Genomic DNA, 17,912 nt, shown 5'->3' with positions numbered 1-17,912 from the left:
AGCAGCAACCCATCCAGATTGCCGAGCAACATGCGGCTGGCTATCGAAGATGCCGAACATGGGTATCGGCAATTTCCACTTTGACTGACCCTGAGGCGGGGCTATGCTGTGCCCTGCCTCATATCACGGAGAAAAAAGATGTTTGTAGAAATTTTTGGTCGTCCCGGTTGCCCCTATTGTGTCCGTGCCAAGCAGATCGCCGAGCAGCTGGTCGAAGAGCGCGACGATTTCGAGTTCCGCTATGTGGACATCAACGCCGAGGGTCTGACCAAGGACGATCTGGCCGCCAAGGCGGGCAAGCCCGTTACCACTGTGCCGCAGATCTTCCTGGATGAGCAGCACATCGGTGGCTGCACCGATTTCGAGGCCTATGCCAAGGCCAATCTGGGCCTCTGATCCCAGCATCATCTGCATATAAAAAAGGCGCCCTCTGGCGCCTTTTTGCATCATGGCCACCGCCACGCTGACTCAGTCCAGCGGGGTGAAGCGGCTCACCACCGCCCCCTGATGCTCGATCCACTCCATGAACATGGCGACGGGGCGAGCATAGACGGCCCCATCCTGCTCGGACTGATAGATGACCAGCGACTCCTGGGTTTCGGTATGAGTGGCCAGGGTGAGAACCCGATAATGGCCTCCCTTGAAGTGACGGTAGCGACCGGGTGCGGGTGCGCGCATGGCAATGCCTCGATGAGATGATGAAAAAGCCCGTCGGACGAGGTCCCGAGACGGCCAGGACCAGGGGCTGACGCCGGTTTCCTGACCCAGCCAATCGTGCCAGATGGGATGAATATTTCAATACACTAGGGCGGCCTGGTGAAAGCATTCCTCATCTTTCACTGGTTTCTCGCCAGACAGACAAACGATCCTGCTGAAATCAACAAATTGGTAACCCTGTTTGATGGTGAAAAATCAGGGATTTATTCCAGAAATAAGATTGTTCTAGCATTCAATTCTGTGAAGAATAGGGGCAAAGAAATTAGATACTAAAACTCGCTTTCTGCCAACGCGCCCCCAGGGGAAGGAATCACGCTCACCATGTTCACTATCGACAAGTCGCACAAGCTCGACGATGTCTGCTATGACATCCGCGGCCCGGTGCATAAAGAGGCTCGCCGTCTCGAAGACGAAGGCCACCGCATCCTCAAGCTCAACATCGGCAACCCGGCCCCGTTCGGTTTCGATGCACCGGAGGAGATCATCAAGGATGTGATCCTCAACATGCCCCAGAGCCAGGGCTATTGCGACTCCAAGGGGCTGTTCTCCGCCCGCAAGGCGGTGATGCAGTATTACCAGCAGAAAGGGATGCGCAAGGTCGACATCGATGACATCTACATCGGCAACGGCGCCAGCGAGCTGATCGTGATGGCCATGCAGGCGCTGCTCAACAACGGCGACGAGATGCTGGTGCCCTCCCCCGACTATCCGCTGTGGACCGCGGCCGTCACCCTCTCCGGCGGTCATGCGGTGCACTACCGCTGCGATGAAGGGGCCGACTGGCATCCGGATCTGGACGACATCCGGGCCCGCATCACCCCGCGCACCCGCGGTCTGGTGCTGATCAACCCGAACAACCCGACCGGCGCCGTCTACGGTAGCGAATTCCAACTGGAGCTGATCGAGATCGCCCGCCAGCACAATCTCATCATCTTCGCCGACGAGATCTACGACAAGATCCTCTATGACGACATCTCCCACACCAGCGTCTGTACCCAGTGTGACGATGTGATGGTGGTGACCTTCAACGGCCTCTCCAAGGCCTATCGCGCCTGTGGCTTCCGCCAGGGCTGGATGGTGATCACCGGGCCCAAGGGCCGTGCCAAGGGCTATATCGAGGGGCTGGAGATGCTGGCCTCCATGCGGCTCTGTGCCAACGTGCCCATGCAGCACGCCATCCAGACCGCGCTCGGTGGCTACCAGAGCATCAACGAGCTGATCCTGCCGGGCGGCCGGCTGCGTCGCCAGCGGGACAAGGCCTGGGAGCTGCTCAACGAGATCCCGGGGGTCTCCTGCGTCAAGCCCAAAGGGGCGCTCTACATGTTCCCGCGCCTGGATCCCAAGGTGTACGACATTCGCGACGATCAGAAGATGGTGTTCGACCTGCTGCAGCAAGAGAAACTGCTGCTGGTGCAGGGCACCGGCTTCAACTGGCCGGCGCCGGATCACTTCCGGCTGGTGTTCCTGCCCCGTGAAGAGGAGCTGGAAGAGGCCATTGGCCGCCTCGCGCGCTTCCTCAGGGGCTACAAGCAGTAAGCTCCGCACCTCGCAACAGCACGTCGCAACAAAGGCTCCCGAGGGAGCCTTTTCTATTGCGCCCATCCCTGGGCCGCACCAACAAAAAAGCCCCGTCTGTGACAGAAGGGGCTTTTTGCAGGCCGGGAGCGGGAACCGCCCCGGCCCAGGGGTGATTTACAGCTCGACCACGTCGAAGCGCACGTCCGGATTCACATCCGCATCGTAATCCACCTCGTCCAGACCGAAGCCAAACAGGCGCAGGAACTCCTGCTTGTAGCCGGTATAGTCGGTAAGCGTGGACAGGTTCTCGGTGGTGATGGAGGGCCAGAGATCGCGGCAGGTCTGCTGCACGTCGTCACGCAGCTCCCAGTCATCCATGCGGATACGGGCCTGCTCGTCCAGCACCAGCTCCTCGCCATAGAGGCGGGTGCGCAGCATGCGGTCGACCTGCTCCATGCAGCCTTCGTGGATGCCTTTCTCTTTCATGATCTTGAAGGCCATGGATATGTAGAGCGGCATCACCGGAATGGCGCTGGAGGCCTGGGTCACCACGGATTTGAGCACGGCCACGTGAGCGGTGCCGCCCTTGCCGGCCAGATCGCCACGGATGGCGGTGGCGGCGCGGTCCAGATCTTCCTTGGCGCGGCCCAGGGTGCCATGCCAGTAGATGGGCCAGGTCAGATCGGTACCTATGTAGGAGTAGGCAACGGACTTGGCGCCGTCGGCCAGCACGCCCGCGTCACGCAGGGCCGCCATCCACAGCTCCCAATCCTGACCGCCCATGACGGTGATGGTGTTCTGGATCTCTTCCTCGTTCGCCGGCTCGACGGTGGCGGTGATGATCTGATCCTTGTTGGTATCGATGGCGGTGGTGGTGTAAGTCTCGCCGATGGGCTTCAACGCGGAGCGCACCACTTCACCGGTATCCGGCATCTTGCGTACCGGCGAGGCCAGGGAGTAGACCACCAGATCGATCTGGCCGAGATCGGCCTTGATGAGCTCGATCACCTTGGCGCGGCACTCGTTGGAGAAGGCATCGCCATTGATGCTCTTGGCGTACAGGCCGGCCTCTTTGGCCGCCTTGTCGAAGGCGGCGGAGTTGTACCAGCCGGCGGAGCCCGTCTTGGTCTCGGAGCTCGGCTTTTCGAAGAAGACGCCAATGGTGGCGGCGCCGGAGCCGAAGGCAGTGGCAATGCGCGAGGCCAGGCCGTAACCGGTGGAGGCGCCGATCACCAGTACCTTCTTGGGACCATTCTCGATGGTGCCCTTGGCCTGGGTGTAAGCAATCTGGCGACGAACATTGGCTTCACAACCGACAGGGTGAGTGGTGGTACAAATAAAGCCGCGAACCTTGGGTTTGATGATCATAGGGGGTCTCGACACCGTTAAATGAATGAAATCGGGGCATAAGATACCTCATTGTGGCCCGTTATGGTGCTCTGATGTGTTGAACTGCCTGGAAAACCGGCAAAGTGCCGTCGCCCGCCGCGAAAAATGAAAAATCCGTTGGTGCAAGACAACACCCTCAACCCAATCGGGTGTATCAACCTCAGCGACCTGGAAACTACCCAGTGCGAAAGCCGTTTAAAGAGGGGTAAAAGGCCGGAGAATCAACAGCAGGCCCTGTGATAGCACCGGCTAGATGGCAAGCCCTTGGGCCTATCGCCCCCCATCCCCTCAGGCAACAACCACACCACTCCCTGATAGTCACCAGCCTTATGCTGGTCTTGGTGGTAGCCGTGGCAGCCCCGACCGGCCGCAGAATAGATATCAGGCAATATAAAGACTCCTCGATTGGCTACGTCATCCGCAGCGAACCAGAGGGCCGCTATGACAGCGGTTTATGAAAGGTTAGAAATACAGAAGTATAATAACGTTGCTATTTCAGTAGGTGCCCCGCTATTAATTACATGTTTTTCACACACCTTAATTACAAATTTAAAGTTTCATTTTCAAAAACATTAATATAACTTCGTGGCATGCAGACATAAATTAAAGGGTTGACACAGGACCCTCGTCTGGGTATTTTTTTGCTCCTGCATATTGTTATGCAGCACTTTAAATGACTGTGACTTGATGTTTTAAGGAGATGAGATGGCAATCATAGACTCAACAACTCAAGAGTTCCAAAGCTTTATTAAGAACGGCGGCTCACTGACATTTACCGTTGATGCTCGCGATATCTCTGTTAGTGATTTCGAAGAGCTTGATAGCATCAAGCCAATTCTCTGCAGTGGCTTCGAAATCCCTCCGTCTCTGGTCATTCATGATCCGCTGGAGAAGACGGTGATACATAAATATGGTGACGAGTGGACTAACATAGTCGAGGAAATATATAGCCGAGGCGGGCGCATTGTTTACCAAAAACAACCTTCCGGCCAATTCCTCGCTACATGCACCATCCCTGCCAACGCCTGATATAAAGACTCTCTGGTTATTTAAAGTAAAACCCCGCCATGGCGGGGTTTTACTCGATGTGAGCAGTACCACTCTTGCTATCCAGACAATCCAGGCTGATACCGGGGCCCGATCAATTGCCACTGCTCCGCCACTACCGCATGGGTTTAGGCTACCGTCAGCCCATGTTTGCGACCCCATTTCGCTATATTGCGACTGTTGAACTCATCCCGGATAGCCCTATCTCGCAACGCCACCTTGGGATGCGCCCCGCTGGGAATGTAATCAACGCGCCCCCCATGCAATGCACCTCTATCAGCACCGGCTCACGGGCTGGGGCAAGCAACAGGTACAATATGACGCAGGGCCGCGCGACCGGGCCGATAGCCCGAATGTAACGGTGGATGGACTGGCACTTCGATTGGATTTTGTACTGTTTTTTCCCACATAGCCCCGTCACTACCCTGGAGCACCTTGAAGTGATGGGCTGTATGAGAGCCACCGCACAGGCAAACCGGCCGGCAACGCCAGAACACCTTCATAAACTGTGGCAATCTGTCATGAAGCGGCTCGCCGCAGCGACTACTGTTTCAGATACCCGATGCAATCAGCAAGTAACCTGCCCAGGCTTGGTTGTGCAGGCACCGCATTCAAGGAGGAGTCCATGTCACGCATTCTGGCCATCTGCCTCACCAGCCTGATTCTCACTGCCCCGCTGGTTACCCAGGCCGCCGTCTATCAATGCACAGTCAACGGCCGCGTCAGCTTCAGCGACATCCCCTGCAGCGGTGACGCCAAACCCATGGACTTGCGCGTCTACACCCCACCGGTCGAGGCGGTGGCAGAGGCCAGCAAGCAGACCCAGGAGATAGAAAAAAATCTGGCCGACAGCCAGAAGCAGCGCCAGATTGCGACCCTGCGCGCCGAGATGGAGGCCAAACAGCAGAAGATGAAAGGTGAGATCGCCAGGTTCAACGGGGCCACGACATCCCAGACCGGCGAGCCACGCTCCGCCGCCGAGATACAGTCCCTGACCCGCCGCCATCAGAGCGACATGGAGGCCCTGAACAAGCAGATCACGACCCTTCAGCAGCAGAAATAGACAGGCTCAGGTGCCAACGTCGGCGCCTGAACCTGCAAACTGGAATGAAAAGGGGGAGCCAAGGCTCCCCCATTGCTACTCCCTCAATACTGGGTTTCGAAAGCGGCCTCGGTGACCCCGGCCGGCAGCGCCAGGGCGCCGGGCGTGGTCTTGCTGACCACCAGCCTGCTGGCCAGGGTGAAGGTCAGCGGCTCTATGGCCGACACCTCGCTGGACGGGGCCACATACAGCTTGTAGGTCCCGGGCTCGATGACCCACTCGCTGTTGAGGTTGTCGAAGCTGGCCAGCCAAGTGGCCGGGATCTCGAAGCTCAGCGTCTCGCTTGCCCCCGCCGCCAGCAGGCCGGTCTTGGCGAATGCCTTGAGCTCGATGGCCGGCTTGCCGAGGGTGCCCGCCGGCGCGGCCACATAGACCTGGGCGGCCTCCTTGCCCGGTACATCGCCACTGTTGTACACCGTCGTCGTCAGGCTCAGCTTGCCCCCTTGCTCGGTGAGGCTGTTGGCCGTGATCGCCGTGTTCTTGTAGTCGAAGCTGGTGTAGGAGAGTCCATAGCCAAAGGGATAGCTCACCCCCTTGCCGAAGGTCGCATAGTAGCGATAGCCGACATAGATGCCTTCGTTGTAGTAGTGGGTATCTATGGTGCCATCACCGTCGGTGTCGGTACCTGGGAAGCCCTTGGACGAGGGCACGTCTGTGTAGCTGAGGGGGAAGGTCTGGGTCAGCTTGCCGCTGGGGTTGACGGCCCCCGACAGCAAGTCGGCCACCGCATTGCCCGCCTCCTGCCCCGGCATGTAGGCCAGCAGTATGCCGTCTACCTTATCCTGCCAGGCGCTGGTGTCCATGACGCCACTGATGTTGAGCACCACCACCACCTTCTTGCCCTGGCCGTGGAAGGCGGCCGCGACGTCGTCGATCAGGCTCTGCTCCACATCCGACAGCTGGTAGTCGCCCTTCAGGTTCTGGCGATCCACCCCTTGCATGGAGTTGCGGCCCAGGGTGATGACGGCGACGTCATTGCTGGCGGCGTAGGCGCCGATGTCGCTCGGGCTCAGCGCCGGCTCCGGGCAGCTCACCACGGTGGAGATGCCACCGAAGTCGCTCGATGTCTTGTTCGCCTCGAAGAAGCTGCGATAGAACTCCTTCAGCCCGGCATCAACGGCGAACTGCTGCGCCAGCCCGTCCACCATATTGACGGTATGGGCCGCGTTCACATCACCACTGCCGGCCCCACCTTTCAGCGTGTTGATCTGGGTGATCCCGAAGGAGGCGACCTTGCTGCCCTTGGTCAATGGCAGACTGGCCTGGCTGTTTTTCAGCAGCACCATGCCGTCGCTGGCCGCCTGCCGGGAGAGGCGAGCATGGCCGTCGAGATCCGGCGCATTGCCGGCCACATAGCCCTGGTTCGATGGCATCTTCAGCACCTGGGTCAGGATCCGCACCGCCCCCTGCGCTATGGTATCGGCGCTCAGATCCCCGGCGGCATAGGCCTCCTGCAGGCCGGTCAGGGCATCCCCGTAACCGTATGGCAAGGCCGGTCCACCCGGTTCAATCAGGTCGTTGCCCGACTTGATCATCGCGGCATAGCTACCGTCCCCCGACCACCAGTCGCTCATGACGAAGCCCTCGAAGCCCCATTCGCCCCGCAGCACAGCGGTGTTGAGATCGGCCCACTGCCCGGTGTAGGTGCCGTTGACCTTGTTCATGGCGGTCATCACCGCCCAGGGGTTGGCGTGCTCCTCCGCGTATTGGAAGCCCCGCAGATAGATCTCCCGGATGGCTCTTGGGGAGATGATGTTGTCCACGATGGAGCGCGAGGTCTCGGCATTGTTGGCGATGAAGTGCTTGATGGTGGTTCCCACCCCCTGGGCCTGCGCCCCCGCCACCTCGGCGGCCCCCATCACTCCCGACACCAACGGATCCTCGGAGAAGTATTCGAAGTTGCGACCGTTGAGCGGGTCGCGCTGGATATTCATGCCGGGAGCGAGCCAGACATCCAGCCCGTACTCCTTGATCTCGTTGCCGATGGCGGCCCCCACCTGCTTGACCAGGGCCGCATCCCAGGTCGAGGCCAGCAAAGTGCCCACCGGGAAGGCGGTGCCATAAAAGGTGCCCGCTTCCCCGTCCCGGGTCGGCGTGATGCGCACTCCGGCAGGCCCATCCGCCAGCTTGCTGGCCGCGATGTCCAGACCCGACTCGGCGTTGTATACCCCGTTGATGTAGCCCACGCTGCCGGGCACATCGCTCTTGAGGTTATTCAGGGCATCCTTGTTGGCCACGAAGGCGCCATTGGCAAACACATAGCCAGGCCCCACCAGCATCCCCAGCCGCTCCTCGGGCGTCATCTTCTGCACCATCCCCTCGGCGAGGGCGCGGTAATAGGCGTTATCCTTGTTGACCTCCGTCTTGGCGCTGGAGCTGTTGTCATTGCATCCTTGCGCCACCAGGGCCACTGCGATGGCAATGGCAACCCCACTCCATCTGTTGAGGTTATTATTATGTTTCATATGATTCCCTTTCATTCCATGTTCAGGTGAACAAACAAGCCAGAATAGCCTGTGCAGCGTAGCGCGAAGACAAGGGCGCCCGCTTTGCATCCGGGAGCGGGAATTGTGCATGGCGGTGGTGATATTCAATATCACCACCGCCATCACAGCGTTACATTTGGTTACAACAACAGACGTTAAGTTTCACTGCATTTGATCTGACGCGCAGTTATCTCACCGGGAAGATGCCTTAATCGCGCAGCGCAGCAGGATGCTGCCTGGCCAGCACAATAATACTTATCAGGCATGAAGGGACTTATATGGGGAAGAGCGTTTCCAATATTATTGCCAGATCGACGCTGCATTTTCTGCGCGAAAATGGCGTTAATACCGATGCCATCCGTGCGCAGTGTCAACTCAGCCAATATGAGCTGGATAAGAATGATGGCCGCATCTCGGACAAACAGCATCTGCGCTTTATTAAAGAGACGGAGCCATATGATTTCCTGTGGCAAGAGCGCATGCGCCAAACCGATGCTGATGATCAGATCATCAGCGGGGCCTACGCACTATTTCCGGAGCTGGTGGGTTATTGCCTCAATCAGAAAAATGCCGAGGAGGCGGTGCTCGGCTATATCCGCAACCGGGTCATCATCGGCAACTGCGACAACTTCGTCCTGCGCAAGGAGGGGGAGCATCTCGCCATCGGCTATGTCGAGGAGCCAGGCATGCCGCAGCGCAACTACTCCGCCATCGGCAACTTCATGCTGCTCAGGGCCCTCGTCCGTCTCTATGCCCCTACCACCGAGAGCGCCGTTTCCCTGCGCGGGAGCGATGAGCGCGGGCGCAAGCGGCTCGATGATGCCTTCGGCTGCCACTGCCAGTTTGGGCAGGAGGCCAACGTCATCTACTTCAAGGGGGCCGATCTGGCCAGCCCGGCCGAGACCTATCTGCCCCTGCTCAACAAGAATCAGCACCAGCTGATCACCCGCAAGGTGGCGGCGCTGGAACATGAGCAGGGTTTTTCATCCCTGATCTATTCCCTGCTTGATGAGGTCATCGAGAATGACCATATCAAGGATGAGACCAGTTTCATGGATCATATTTGTGCCGTCATGGGCATGAGTCGCTGGACCATCAATATTCGCCTCGGTCAGGAGGAAACCAATCTCAGCCTGCTATTAAAAAAGGTGCGAATAAATAAGTCCTGTCGCTGGCTGGCCGAAACCAACCTGAGTATTCAGGATATCAGCGAACGGCTGCGTTTCTCTTCCCTCTCGGTATTCTCGCGGTTTTTCTCGACCCATATGGGTTCTTCCCCCCTGCACTATCGGCGCCGGCTCGGTCAGCGGATCTGATGGGCCTCATATAAATAGATCTCATGTAAATGGGTGTGACGCCGATAATCTCGCCCCCAGGCCTGCAATCACATTCCGAATGGCACCATAATAATGGGGTGCCAATTGATGCATATTTATGGCTGCATCCTGCATGATCGGGAGATCACCCTGTGATTATCTGGCCACGCAGGGGCTAGCCGATATTCAAGTCTCCTCGCCCAATAAATTAATCGGCACTGATAATTAAAAATACAAAAAGTTCACCGTGATTCGAGTAGGGTTCATGGGATAGCGATGCTATTGTTAATTTACTCAGATTACGGTCAGTCTGTCATTCAAGGGTCTCATGGAGGAGCTCTGTTATGTTCTGGAAACGCACAACCAGCAAGGAAGCGAGTGAACAGGCGGCAAGAGTGATGGAGCTGGGGGCCTTCGAACAAGCCATCCAGTCCCAGGTTCCCTACATCCAGTTTACCCCAGCGGGCATAGTCACCTTCGTCAACGACCTGTTCCTGAAGATAGTGGGCTTTCAACGGGAGGAGCTGATCGGCAAGCACCACAGCGCGCTCTGTTTCCCGGAAGACGTCAAGACCCGTGAATACGAGAGCCTGTGGCAGGATCTGCGCGGCGGCACCGCGCGCAATGGCCGCTTCATCCGCCAGTCGAAGTCCGGCAATGCCGTCTGGCTGGAGGCCACCTACTTCCCCATCATGATCGACGGCCGGGTGGCCAGGGTCGCCAAGGTCGCCTCCGATGTGAGCCCGCAACAAAGCTCACTGGAGCGCACCCAGGCCCTGCTGGCGGCACTCGACAAGTCGCTGGCGGTGATCGACTTTCAACCGGATGGCACCGTCATCACCGCCAACCAGAATTTCCTCCACTGCTTCGGCTACCGGCTGGAGGAGGTGGTCGGCAAGCACCACCGCCAATTCTGCGATCCCGAGTTTTATCATAAGAACCCCAACTTCTGGCGGGATCTGGGCTCGGGCAACATCAAGTCAGGGCTCTTCATGCGGTTGGGACGCCATGGCGAGAAGATCTGGCTGGAGGCGACCTACAACCCCATCTTCAACCACGAGGGCAAGGTGGTAAAAATCATCAAGCTGGCGAGCGACATCACCGAGCGGGTCGAGAAATCCATCTCTACCCGTGAGGCGGCCCAGAAGGCCTGCGCCATCGCCAGCGAGACCGTCTCGAGCGCCGCCAAGGGGCGCGAGGTGATCGACAAGGTGCTGGAGACCTCCCGCCACATCAACACCTCGGTCAACGAGGTCAGCAAGCAGATAGATCTGCTCAATCAACAATCCAAGAGCATCGAGTCCATCATCTCGACCATCAGCGGCATCGCGGATCAGACCAACCTGCTGGCGCTCAACGCCGCCATCGAGGCGGCCAGGGCCGGGGAGCAGGGCCGAGGCTTTGCGGTGGTCGCGGACGAGGTGCGGCAACTGGCCGCGCGCACCTCTAGCTCCACCAACGAGATCGTCTCGGTCATCAAGCACAACTCCGACATCACCTCGAAGATCACCCAGACCGTCTCCATCGTCTCCGACAAGGCGGTGGCGGGACAGGAGCAGGCCAACATCGTCTCCAGCGTCATCAAGGAGATCATCGAGGATGCCAACTCGGTCTCGGACACCGTCAAGAGCCTGTCCATCTAAGCGCTGGTCACAACAAAACACGGGGCCTGTCCCCGTGTTTTGTTTGCTGACTGGGCTAGCCATTATTCAGTTCGCGGCTCAATCCTCCCCCTGCAGATAGCGCCTGGCATCCTCGTCGGCCGATGCCAGGGCCGCCTCCCACAACTCGGCGATGCGCAGCCCCTCCTCGCCCACCGCCTCCTCCTCCAGCGCCTCCAGCGCCCTCGCATCGGCCAGGGTAAAGGGATGGTGGGTCAGCAGCGTCTGCGCCCTCGCCAGTAACATCATGCTGTTCATCGCTCGGCTCCTCACTCTCTGCACGCTTGCGCCATGCGGCCACACTGCTACTCAAAATGTAGCCAAGGTAGCCAACAAAGGGCCGCTGACCAGCTCAGTCTGCGCGATGAACAGGGGACAAACCCCGGGTCTATGACGATGCCTCTGCCGCAGGCCTAAGCCACGACACCTGCCTGGGCACGGTCACCGTACCGGGACATGATCAGGGAAAAAGGAGGGAAAGGGGCACGACGCCCCCCTAAATTGGCCATCCGAATAATAACCATGCGGCCTTCCGGTTGTCTAAAGGCACCTAAAATCAGATAATATGGTCGCCTTCATACCGGATAACCCATCTCCCATGACTGAGTACCTGCTTTTACTGGTCGGCACTGTCCTGATCAACAACTTCGTGCTGGTGAAGTTTCTCGGCCTTTGCCCCTTCATGGGCGTCTCTGGCAAGCTGGAAACCGCCATCGGCATGGGACTGGCTACCACCTTCGTGATGACGCTGGCCAGCGCCTGCTCCTATCTGATGGAGCACTATATTCTGATCCCGCTGAACATCGCCTACCTGCGCACCCTTGGCTTTATCCTGGTGATCGCGGTGGTGGTGCAGTTCACCGAGATGGTCATTCGCAAGAGCAGCCCGACCCTCTATCGCCTGCTCGGCATCTTCCTGCCGCTCATCACCACCAACTGCGCCGTGCTCGGCGTGGCGCTGCTGAGCATCAACGAACGCCACAACTTCATGCAGAGCATCATCTACGGCTTCGGCGCGGCGTGCGGCTTCTCGCTGGTGCTGATCCTGTTTGCCGCCATGCGCGAGCGCCTGGTGGCCGCCGATGTGCCCACCCCCTTTCGCGGCGTCTCCATCGCCATGGTCACCGCCGGGCTGATGTCGTTGGCCTTCATGGGCTTTACCGGCCTCATCAAGATATAGCGCTATGACTCACATATTCTTTGCCATCCTGGTGCTGGCCCTGCTGGCCCTGGCCTTCGGCCTCATTCTGGGCTTCGCCGCCGTCAAGTTTCATGTCGAGGCGGATCCCATCGTCGATCAGCTCGATGCCCTGCTGCCCCAGACCCAGTGCGGCCAGTGCGGCTATCCCGGCTGCAAGCCCTACGCCGAGGCGCTCGCCAACGGCGATCAGATCAACAAGTGTGTACCCGGTGGCGATGCCACCATGCGCAAGATAGCCGACCTGATGGGGGTCGAGCCCCAGCCGCTCGGCGGCGGTGACGAGGCGGCGGTGCCCATCAAGAAGGTGGCCTTCATTCACGAAGACAGGTGCATAGGTTGCACCAAGTGCATCCAGGCCTGCCCGGTCGATGCCATCCTCGGTGCCACCAAGGCGATGCACACCGTCATCGTCAGCGAGTGCACAGGGTGCGATCTCTGTGTCGACCCCTGCCCGACCGACTGTATCGAGATGATCCCGGTTCCGACCACGGTCGATAACTGGAAATGGGATCTGGCCAAGGTCACCATTCCGGTCAAGATAGTGGAGTAACCATGCAGTCCTTGCTCGAACGTATCAAAGCCGGCACCCTCTGGGATTTTCACGGCGGCATTCATCCTCCCGAAAACAAGCACCAGTCCAGCCTGACACCGGTGATGGACGCGGGGATTCCTCCCCAGCTCATCATCCCGGTGCGCCAGCACGCGGGCCCGGCCGGCGATCTGCTGGTACGGGTCGGTGACAAGGTCAAGAAGGGTCAGCCGCTGACCCGCTATGACAAGGGCCGCATAGTGCCGGTGCATGCCTCCACCTCGGGCACCGTCACCGCCATCGACCTCCATACGGTGGCCCATCCGTCCGGTCTCGACGATCTCTGCATCACCCTCACCCCGGATGGGGAAGATGCCTGGGGAGTGCGCGACGCTCGCCCAGATTACTGGAATCTGGAGCGGGGCGAACTGCTCGAACGCATCCAGCAGGCCGGTATCGCCGGCCTCGGCGGCGCCGTGTTCCCGACCCACAGCAAGCTCGATGGCCGTGGTCAGCTCACCGAGATCCTGATCGTCAACGGCCTGGAGTGCGAACCCTACATCACCACAGATGATCGGCTGATGCAGCAGTATGCCGACGAGATCATGGACGGCATCCGGGTGCTCAAGCACCTGCTCAAGCCCAAGCTGACCCTGATCGGGGTGGAAGACAACAAGCCGGCGGCCATCGACGCCCTCAACCGCCATGCCACAGACCCGGATGTGCTGGTCAAGGCGGTGCCGACCAAGTACCCCTCCGGCGGGGCCAAGCAGACCATAGAGCTGCTCACCGGACGCCAGGTTCCCAAGGGCGGCCGGGCGGTCGACATGGGTATCATGGTGCTCAACGTCGCCACCGTGTTTGCCATCAAGCGCGCCATCATCGACGGTGAGCCGCTGATCGAGCGCATCGTCACCCTCACCGGGGATGCCTTCAAGAAGCCGGGCAACGCCTGGGTGCGCCTCGGCACACCGGTGCGCTGGCTGTTGCAACGCTTCGAGCTGCAGCCGGAGGCGGATCAGCGCGTCATCATGGGTGGCCCCATGATGGGCTTCACCCTGCCCCACGCCATGGTGCCCGTGGTCAAGGCCACCAACTGTCTGCTCTCCCCCACCCGGGCCGAGCTGCCGCCCCCCGGCCCCGAGCAGTCCTGCATCCGTTGCAGCGCCTGTTCCGACGTCTGCCCCGCCAACCTGCTGCCGCAGGAGTTGTACTGGTACAGCCGTGCCAAGGAGTACGACAAGGCCGAGGGGCTCAACCTGTTCGACTGCATCGAGTGCGGCGCCTGTGCCTGGGTCTGCCCGAGCGAGATCCCGCTGGTGCAGTACTACAAGATTGCCAAGGATGACATCCGCGAGGTCCACGCCGAGGCAGAGAAGGCCGAGCGCGCCAAGCAGCGATTCGAGGCCAAGCAGGCCCGCTTCGAGCGGGAAAAGGCCGCGCGCGAGGCCCGCCATGCCGAGGCGGCGGCCCAGCGCCGCCAGGCCATGACGACGGCGGGTGGGGAAGACCCGGTCGCCGCCGCTCTGGCCCGTCTCAAGGCCAAGCAGGCGGCCGCTGGTGCAGAGGTGCAACCGGACAACGCCGCCATGATGGCGGCCCGCGAGGCCCGCAAGCAGGAGGCGCTGGCCCGTCGCGCCGCCAAGGCCAGCGATGGCGATGAAGCAACCACCACCATCACGGCGGTGACGCCCGAGGCAGATCCCAAGAAGGCCGCCATCGCCGCCGCCCTGGCCCGTGCCAAGGCGAAGAAAGCCGCTCAGGCTGCGGGGGAAGTGATCGCCGAGCCCGAGGCCAACACAGCCGAGGCCACTGTGACCGAACCGGCTCCCGTCGCCGAGGTCGATCCCAAGAAGGCGGCCATTGCCGCCGCCATCGCCCGTGCCAAGGCCAAGAAAGCCGCCCAGGCTGCGGGGGAAGTGATCGCCGAGCCCGAGGCTAACACAGCCGAGGCCACTGTGACCGAACCGGCTCCCGTCGCCGAGGTCGATCCCAAGAAGGCGGCCATTGCCGCCGCCATCGCCCGTGCCAAGGCCAAGAAGGCCGCTCAGGCTGAGGGGGAAGCGGCCGAGGCCCCGGCGGTCGAACCGGCCCCCGCTGCCGACGTCGACCCCAGGAAGGCGGCCATCGCCGCCGCCATCGCCCGTGCCAAGGCCAAGAAGGCTGCCCAGGCTGCGGGGGAAGCGGTCGCCGAGACTGAGGCCAACACAGCCGAGGCCCCGGCGGTCGAGCCGGCCCCCGTCGCCGACGTCGACCCCAAGAAGGCGGCCATCGCCGCCGCCATCGCTCGCGCCAAGGCGAAGAAACTGGCCGCCGAGGCTGCCGCTCAGGGCGAGACAGAGTCAGACCCACTTTCCGACAAGAGTCACTGATCCATGTTCAATATCGCGAGTGCGCCGTTTGCCCATAACCGCAAACAGACCCAGACCCTGATGTTGCTGGTGATCCTGGCCTGTCTGCCGGGCCTGCTGGCCCAGATCTGGTTCTTCGGCTGGGGAACCCTGATCCAGATCCTGCTGGCGCTGGCGACGGCGCTGGGCAGCGAGGCGCTGGTACTCAAACTGCGGGGCCGCCCCGTCAAACCGGCCCTGCTGGACGGCAGCGCGGCGCTGACCGCCGTGCTGATCGGGCTCTCCCTGCCCCCCCTGCTGCCCTGGTGGATGCTGGTGCTGGGCACCGCCTTTGCCATCATCATCGCCAAGCACCTCTATGGAGGGCTGGGCCAGAACCTGTTCAACCCGGCCATGGTGGCCTATGTGCTGCTGCTGGTCTCCTTCCCGGTCCAGATGACCAGCTGGTTGCCGCCGTCGAGCATAGCGGCCTATGACCTTGGCTTCGGTGACGCCGTCTCGGTGATCTTCACCGGCTTCAGCCTGGACGGCTACAGCATGCTGCAGCTCAAGCAGGGGGTGGATGGCCTGACCATGGCCACGCCGCTCGACACCCTGAAGACCGGCCTGACCCAGGGCCTCACCGCCAGCGAGGTGATGACCCACAAAGTGTTCGAGGGCTGGGGCGGCATCGGCTGGAGCTGGGTCAACCTCGGCTATCTGCTGGGGGGCCTGTTCCTGCTGCAGCAGAAGGTGATCCACTGGCGCATTCCGGTCGCCGTGCTGGGGGCCTTGCTGCTCTCTGCCACCCTGGGCTATCTGGCCACGCCGGACGCCACCGCCACCCCCATGCTGCACCTGTTCAGCGGCGCCACCATGTTGGGGGCCTTCTTCATCGCCACCGATCCGGTGAGTGCCAGCACCACCCCGCGGGGCCGGCTGGTATACGGCGTGCTGATCGGCGTGCTGGTCTACCTCATTCGCCGCTACGGCGGTTACCCGGACGCCTTCGCCTTCGCGGTGCTGCTGGCCAACCTGTGCGTACCGCTGATCGACAGCCTGACCCGCCCCAAGGTCTATGGAGCGCGCCGCAAATGACCTCATCTTTGACTTCTCATCCCAGCGGAACCGGAGCCACAACATGTTAAAGAGCATGCGCAAGAACGGCGTGACCCTGGCCCTGTTCGCCCTTGGCTGCACCGCCATGGTGGTGCTGACCAACGAGCTGACCAAGGACCGCATCGCCCACCAGCAACAGCTGGAGAAGCTGCGCACCCTCGAAGCCCTGTTGCCGGAGGGGAGCTATGACAACGATCTGGTGGCCAGCTGCAAGCTGGTCAGGAGCCGGGAATATCTGGGCAGCGATCAGCCCATGCCGCTCTATACCGCGACGCTCAACGGCGAGCACACCGGCTATGCGCTGGAAACCGTGGCCCCCGACGGCTACAGTGGGGCCATTCGCATGGTCGTAGGTACCGATGCCAAGGGCGCCGTCAGCGCGGTGCGGGTGCTGGCCCACAGGGAGACCCCGGGTCTGGGCGACAAGATCGAGCTGAAGAAATCCAACTGGATCGACAGCTTCGTCGGCCGGGTGCTCAATGCGGACAACGACGCGAGCTGGGCGGTGAAGAAGGATGGCGGCGAATTCGACGCCTTCACCGGCGCCACCATCACCCCTCGCGCCGTGGTCAAGGCAGTGAAGAACCTGCTGCTGTTGCAGCAACAGCACCCGGAGCTGCTGCGTGACGCCCCCCCCTGCGACACAGCCCCATGATCCCGGTCGATAATGAACCGAGATGGCACAGATTGACGGCCGAAGCCGGCTACTCGAACACAGCGGAGCCAACAGATGGAACAGATTGATGTGATTGACGATCAGGGTCTCGCCAGCGAGAGCAATGGCCGTCGCGAAGAGCTCAAGGAGCTGATGCTGCAGGGGCTGTGGAAGAACAACCCCTCCCTGGTGCAGGTGCTGGGCTTGTGCCCGACCCTGGCGGTCTCCTCCACCTTCACCAACGCCCTTGGGCTGGGGCTGGCGACCATGGTGGTGCTGATCAGCTCCAACCTGGCCATCTCCCTGGTGCGCAACTGGGTGCCCAAGGACATTCGCATCCCGGTCTACGTGATGATCATCGCCGCCCTGGTGACCAGCGTGCAGCTGCTGATGAACGCCTACACCTATGGCCTCTATCAGGCGCTCGGCATCTTCATCGCGCTGATCGTCACCAACTGCGTCATCATAGGCCGGGCCGAGGCCTATGCCTCCAAGAACCCGCCCCTGCTGGCGGCCATCGACGGCTTGATGATGGGGCTGGGCTTCACCCTGGTGCTGCTGGTGCTGGGGGGACTGCGGGAGATCATCGGCATGGGCACCCTGTTCGACGGCGCCGATCTGCTGCTGGGGGACTGGGCCAAGTCACTGCGCATCGAGCTGTTCCATGCCGATGCCAGCCTGCTGCTGGCGATCCTGCCGCCCGGTGGCTTCATCGGGCTGGGGCTGCTCATCGCCGGCAAGAATGCCATCAACGACTGGATGGGCCGCAAGCAGAGTGCCGACAAGGCGCACTGCAGCGTGCCGGCGGCCGGTGCCCGCGCCACCCAGCTCTAATGCTCTTG

17 protein-coding genes and 1 pseudogene are annotated in these 17,912 nt (G+C 60.9%); 13 read left to right on the top strand and 5 right to left on the bottom strand.

From position 1 onward, the window contains the following. Positions 1-138 precede the first annotated feature (138 nt). Positions 139-396, top strand: a complete 258-nt coding sequence (locus tag AACW18_RS06100) for a GrxA family glutaredoxin (protein ID WP_218290361.1) — start codon at positions 139-141, stop codon at positions 394-396. 72 nt (positions 397-468) lie between these two features. On the opposite strand, the gene AACW18_RS06095 is transcribed toward AACW18_RS06100, so the two are convergent. Further along, positions 469-678, bottom strand: coding sequence for a DUF1653 domain-containing protein (locus AACW18_RS06095; RefSeq protein WP_042654518.1), 210 nt, complete (start codon positions 676-678; stop codon positions 469-471). Between the two features lie 360 nt (positions 679-1,038). On the opposite strand from AACW18_RS06095, the gene AACW18_RS06090 reads away from it, so the two are divergent. Further along, positions 1,039-2,253, top strand: a complete 1,215-nt coding sequence (locus AACW18_RS06090) for a pyridoxal phosphate-dependent aminotransferase (protein ID WP_042654517.1) — start codon at positions 1,039-1,041, stop codon at positions 2,251-2,253. A 156-nt stretch (positions 2,254-2,409) separates the two neighbouring features. On the opposite strand, the gene fabV is transcribed toward AACW18_RS06090, so the two are convergent. Next, on the bottom strand, positions 2,410-3,603 hold the full coding sequence (gene fabV / locus AACW18_RS06085) for an enoyl-ACP reductase FabV (RefSeq protein WP_042654516.1): 1,194 nt from the start codon (positions 3,601-3,603) through the stop codon (positions 2,410-2,412). A gap of 726 nt (positions 3,604-4,329) precedes the next feature. Here fabV and AACW18_RS06080 point away from each other — a divergent pair. Then, positions 4,330-4,653, top strand: coding sequence for a hypothetical protein (locus tag AACW18_RS06080; RefSeq protein ID WP_218388104.1), 324 nt, complete (start codon positions 4,330-4,332; stop codon positions 4,651-4,653). 146 nt (positions 4,654-4,799) lie between these two features. Here AACW18_RS06080 and AACW18_RS06075 read toward each other — a convergent pair whose 3' ends face one another. Next, the gene (locus tag AACW18_RS06075) at positions 4,800-4,889 is read right to left on the bottom strand and encodes a hypothetical protein (RefSeq protein ID WP_339381473.1); all 90 of its coding nucleotides are present in this window, start codon (positions 4,887-4,889) and stop codon (positions 4,800-4,802) included. 407 nt (positions 4,890-5,296) lie between these two features. On the opposite strand from AACW18_RS06075, the gene AACW18_RS06070 reads away from it, so the two are divergent. Further along, the gene (locus AACW18_RS06070) at positions 5,297-5,734 is read left to right on the top strand and encodes a DUF4124 domain-containing protein (RefSeq protein WP_042654512.1); all 438 of its coding nucleotides are present in this window, start codon (positions 5,297-5,299) and stop codon (positions 5,732-5,734) included. 83 nt (positions 5,735-5,817) lie between these two features. Here the strand turns inward: AACW18_RS06070 and AACW18_RS06065 are convergent, their stop codons facing one another. Further along, positions 5,818-8,238 carry a beta-glucosidase gene (locus AACW18_RS06065; protein WP_218388102.1) on the bottom strand — a complete coding sequence of 807 codons (2,421 nt, stop codon included), beginning with the start codon at positions 8,236-8,238 and terminating at the stop codon, positions 5,818-5,820. A 500-nt stretch (positions 8,239-8,738) separates the two neighbouring features. Between AACW18_RS06065 and AACW18_RS06060 the strand changes: the two genes are divergently transcribed. The 3 genes and pseudogenes from AACW18_RS06060 (at position 8,739) to AACW18_RS06050 (ending at position 11,218) form a co-directional block, all read left to right on the top strand. After that, complete coding sequence (locus AACW18_RS06060) at positions 8,739-9,575, top strand: helix-turn-helix domain-containing protein (protein ID WP_218388101.1); 837 nt, start codon at positions 8,739-8,741, stop codon at positions 9,573-9,575. Positions 9,576-9,919: 344 nt separating this feature from the next. Further along, positions 9,920-10,678: pseudogene (locus tag AACW18_RS06055) on the top strand (PAS domain-containing protein); the annotation flags it as partial. 96 nt (positions 10,679-10,774) lie between these two features. Continuing rightward, complete coding sequence (locus AACW18_RS06050; protein ID WP_269746809.1) at positions 10,775-11,218, top strand: methyl-accepting chemotaxis protein; 444 nt, start codon at positions 10,775-10,777, stop codon at positions 11,216-11,218. A 78-nt stretch (positions 11,219-11,296) separates the two neighbouring features. Here the strand turns inward: AACW18_RS06050 and AACW18_RS06045 are convergent, their stop codons facing one another. Further along, positions 11,297-11,494, bottom strand: coding sequence for a hypothetical protein (locus AACW18_RS06045; RefSeq protein ID WP_218290353.1), 198 nt, complete (start codon positions 11,492-11,494; stop codon positions 11,297-11,299). A 340-nt stretch (positions 11,495-11,834) separates the two neighbouring features. Between AACW18_RS06045 and rsxA the strand changes: the two genes are divergently transcribed. The 6 genes from rsxA (at position 11,835) to AACW18_RS06015 (ending at position 17,904) form a co-directional block, all read left to right on the top strand. Next, positions 11,835-12,416, top strand: a complete 582-nt coding sequence (gene rsxA / locus AACW18_RS06040) for an electron transport complex subunit RsxA (RefSeq protein WP_042654507.1) — start codon at positions 11,835-11,837, stop codon at positions 12,414-12,416. A gap of 4 nt (positions 12,417-12,420) precedes the next feature. Next, the gene (rsxB, locus tag AACW18_RS06035; RefSeq protein ID WP_218388099.1) at positions 12,421-12,987 is read left to right on the top strand and encodes an electron transport complex subunit RsxB; all 567 of its coding nucleotides are present in this window, start codon (positions 12,421-12,423) and stop codon (positions 12,985-12,987) included. A 2-nt stretch (positions 12,988-12,989) separates the two neighbouring features. Continuing rightward, positions 12,990-15,338 (top strand): electron transport complex subunit RsxC, encoded by a 2,349-nt coding sequence (gene rsxC, locus AACW18_RS06030; protein WP_218388098.1) that lies wholly within the window; start codon positions 12,990-12,992, stop codon positions 15,336-15,338. A gap of 3 nt (positions 15,339-15,341) precedes the next feature. After that, positions 15,342-16,394 (top strand): electron transport complex subunit RsxD, encoded by a 1,053-nt coding sequence (gene rsxD / locus AACW18_RS06025; protein WP_218388097.1) that lies wholly within the window; start codon positions 15,342-15,344, stop codon positions 16,392-16,394. A 43-nt stretch (positions 16,395-16,437) separates the two neighbouring features. Further along, entirely contained in the window at positions 16,438-17,070 is a 633-nt protein-coding gene (gene rsxG, locus AACW18_RS06020; RefSeq protein ID WP_042654541.1) for an electron transport complex subunit RsxG, read from the top strand. 75 nt (positions 17,071-17,145) lie between these two features. Further along, the gene (locus AACW18_RS06015; protein WP_042654503.1) at positions 17,146-17,904 is read left to right on the top strand and encodes an electron transport complex subunit E; all 759 of its coding nucleotides are present in this window, start codon (positions 17,146-17,148) and stop codon (positions 17,902-17,904) included. Positions 17,905-17,912 lie beyond the last annotated feature (8 nt).

This window comes from Aeromonas sp. sia0103, assembly GCF_963895295.1.
Taxonomy (GTDB): Bacteria; Pseudomonadota; Gammaproteobacteria; order Enterobacterales; family Aeromonadaceae; genus Aeromonas; species Aeromonas encheleia.
Note: the sequence above shows the minus strand (reverse complement) of the source record. Positions and strands in the feature narration are given on the sequence as shown.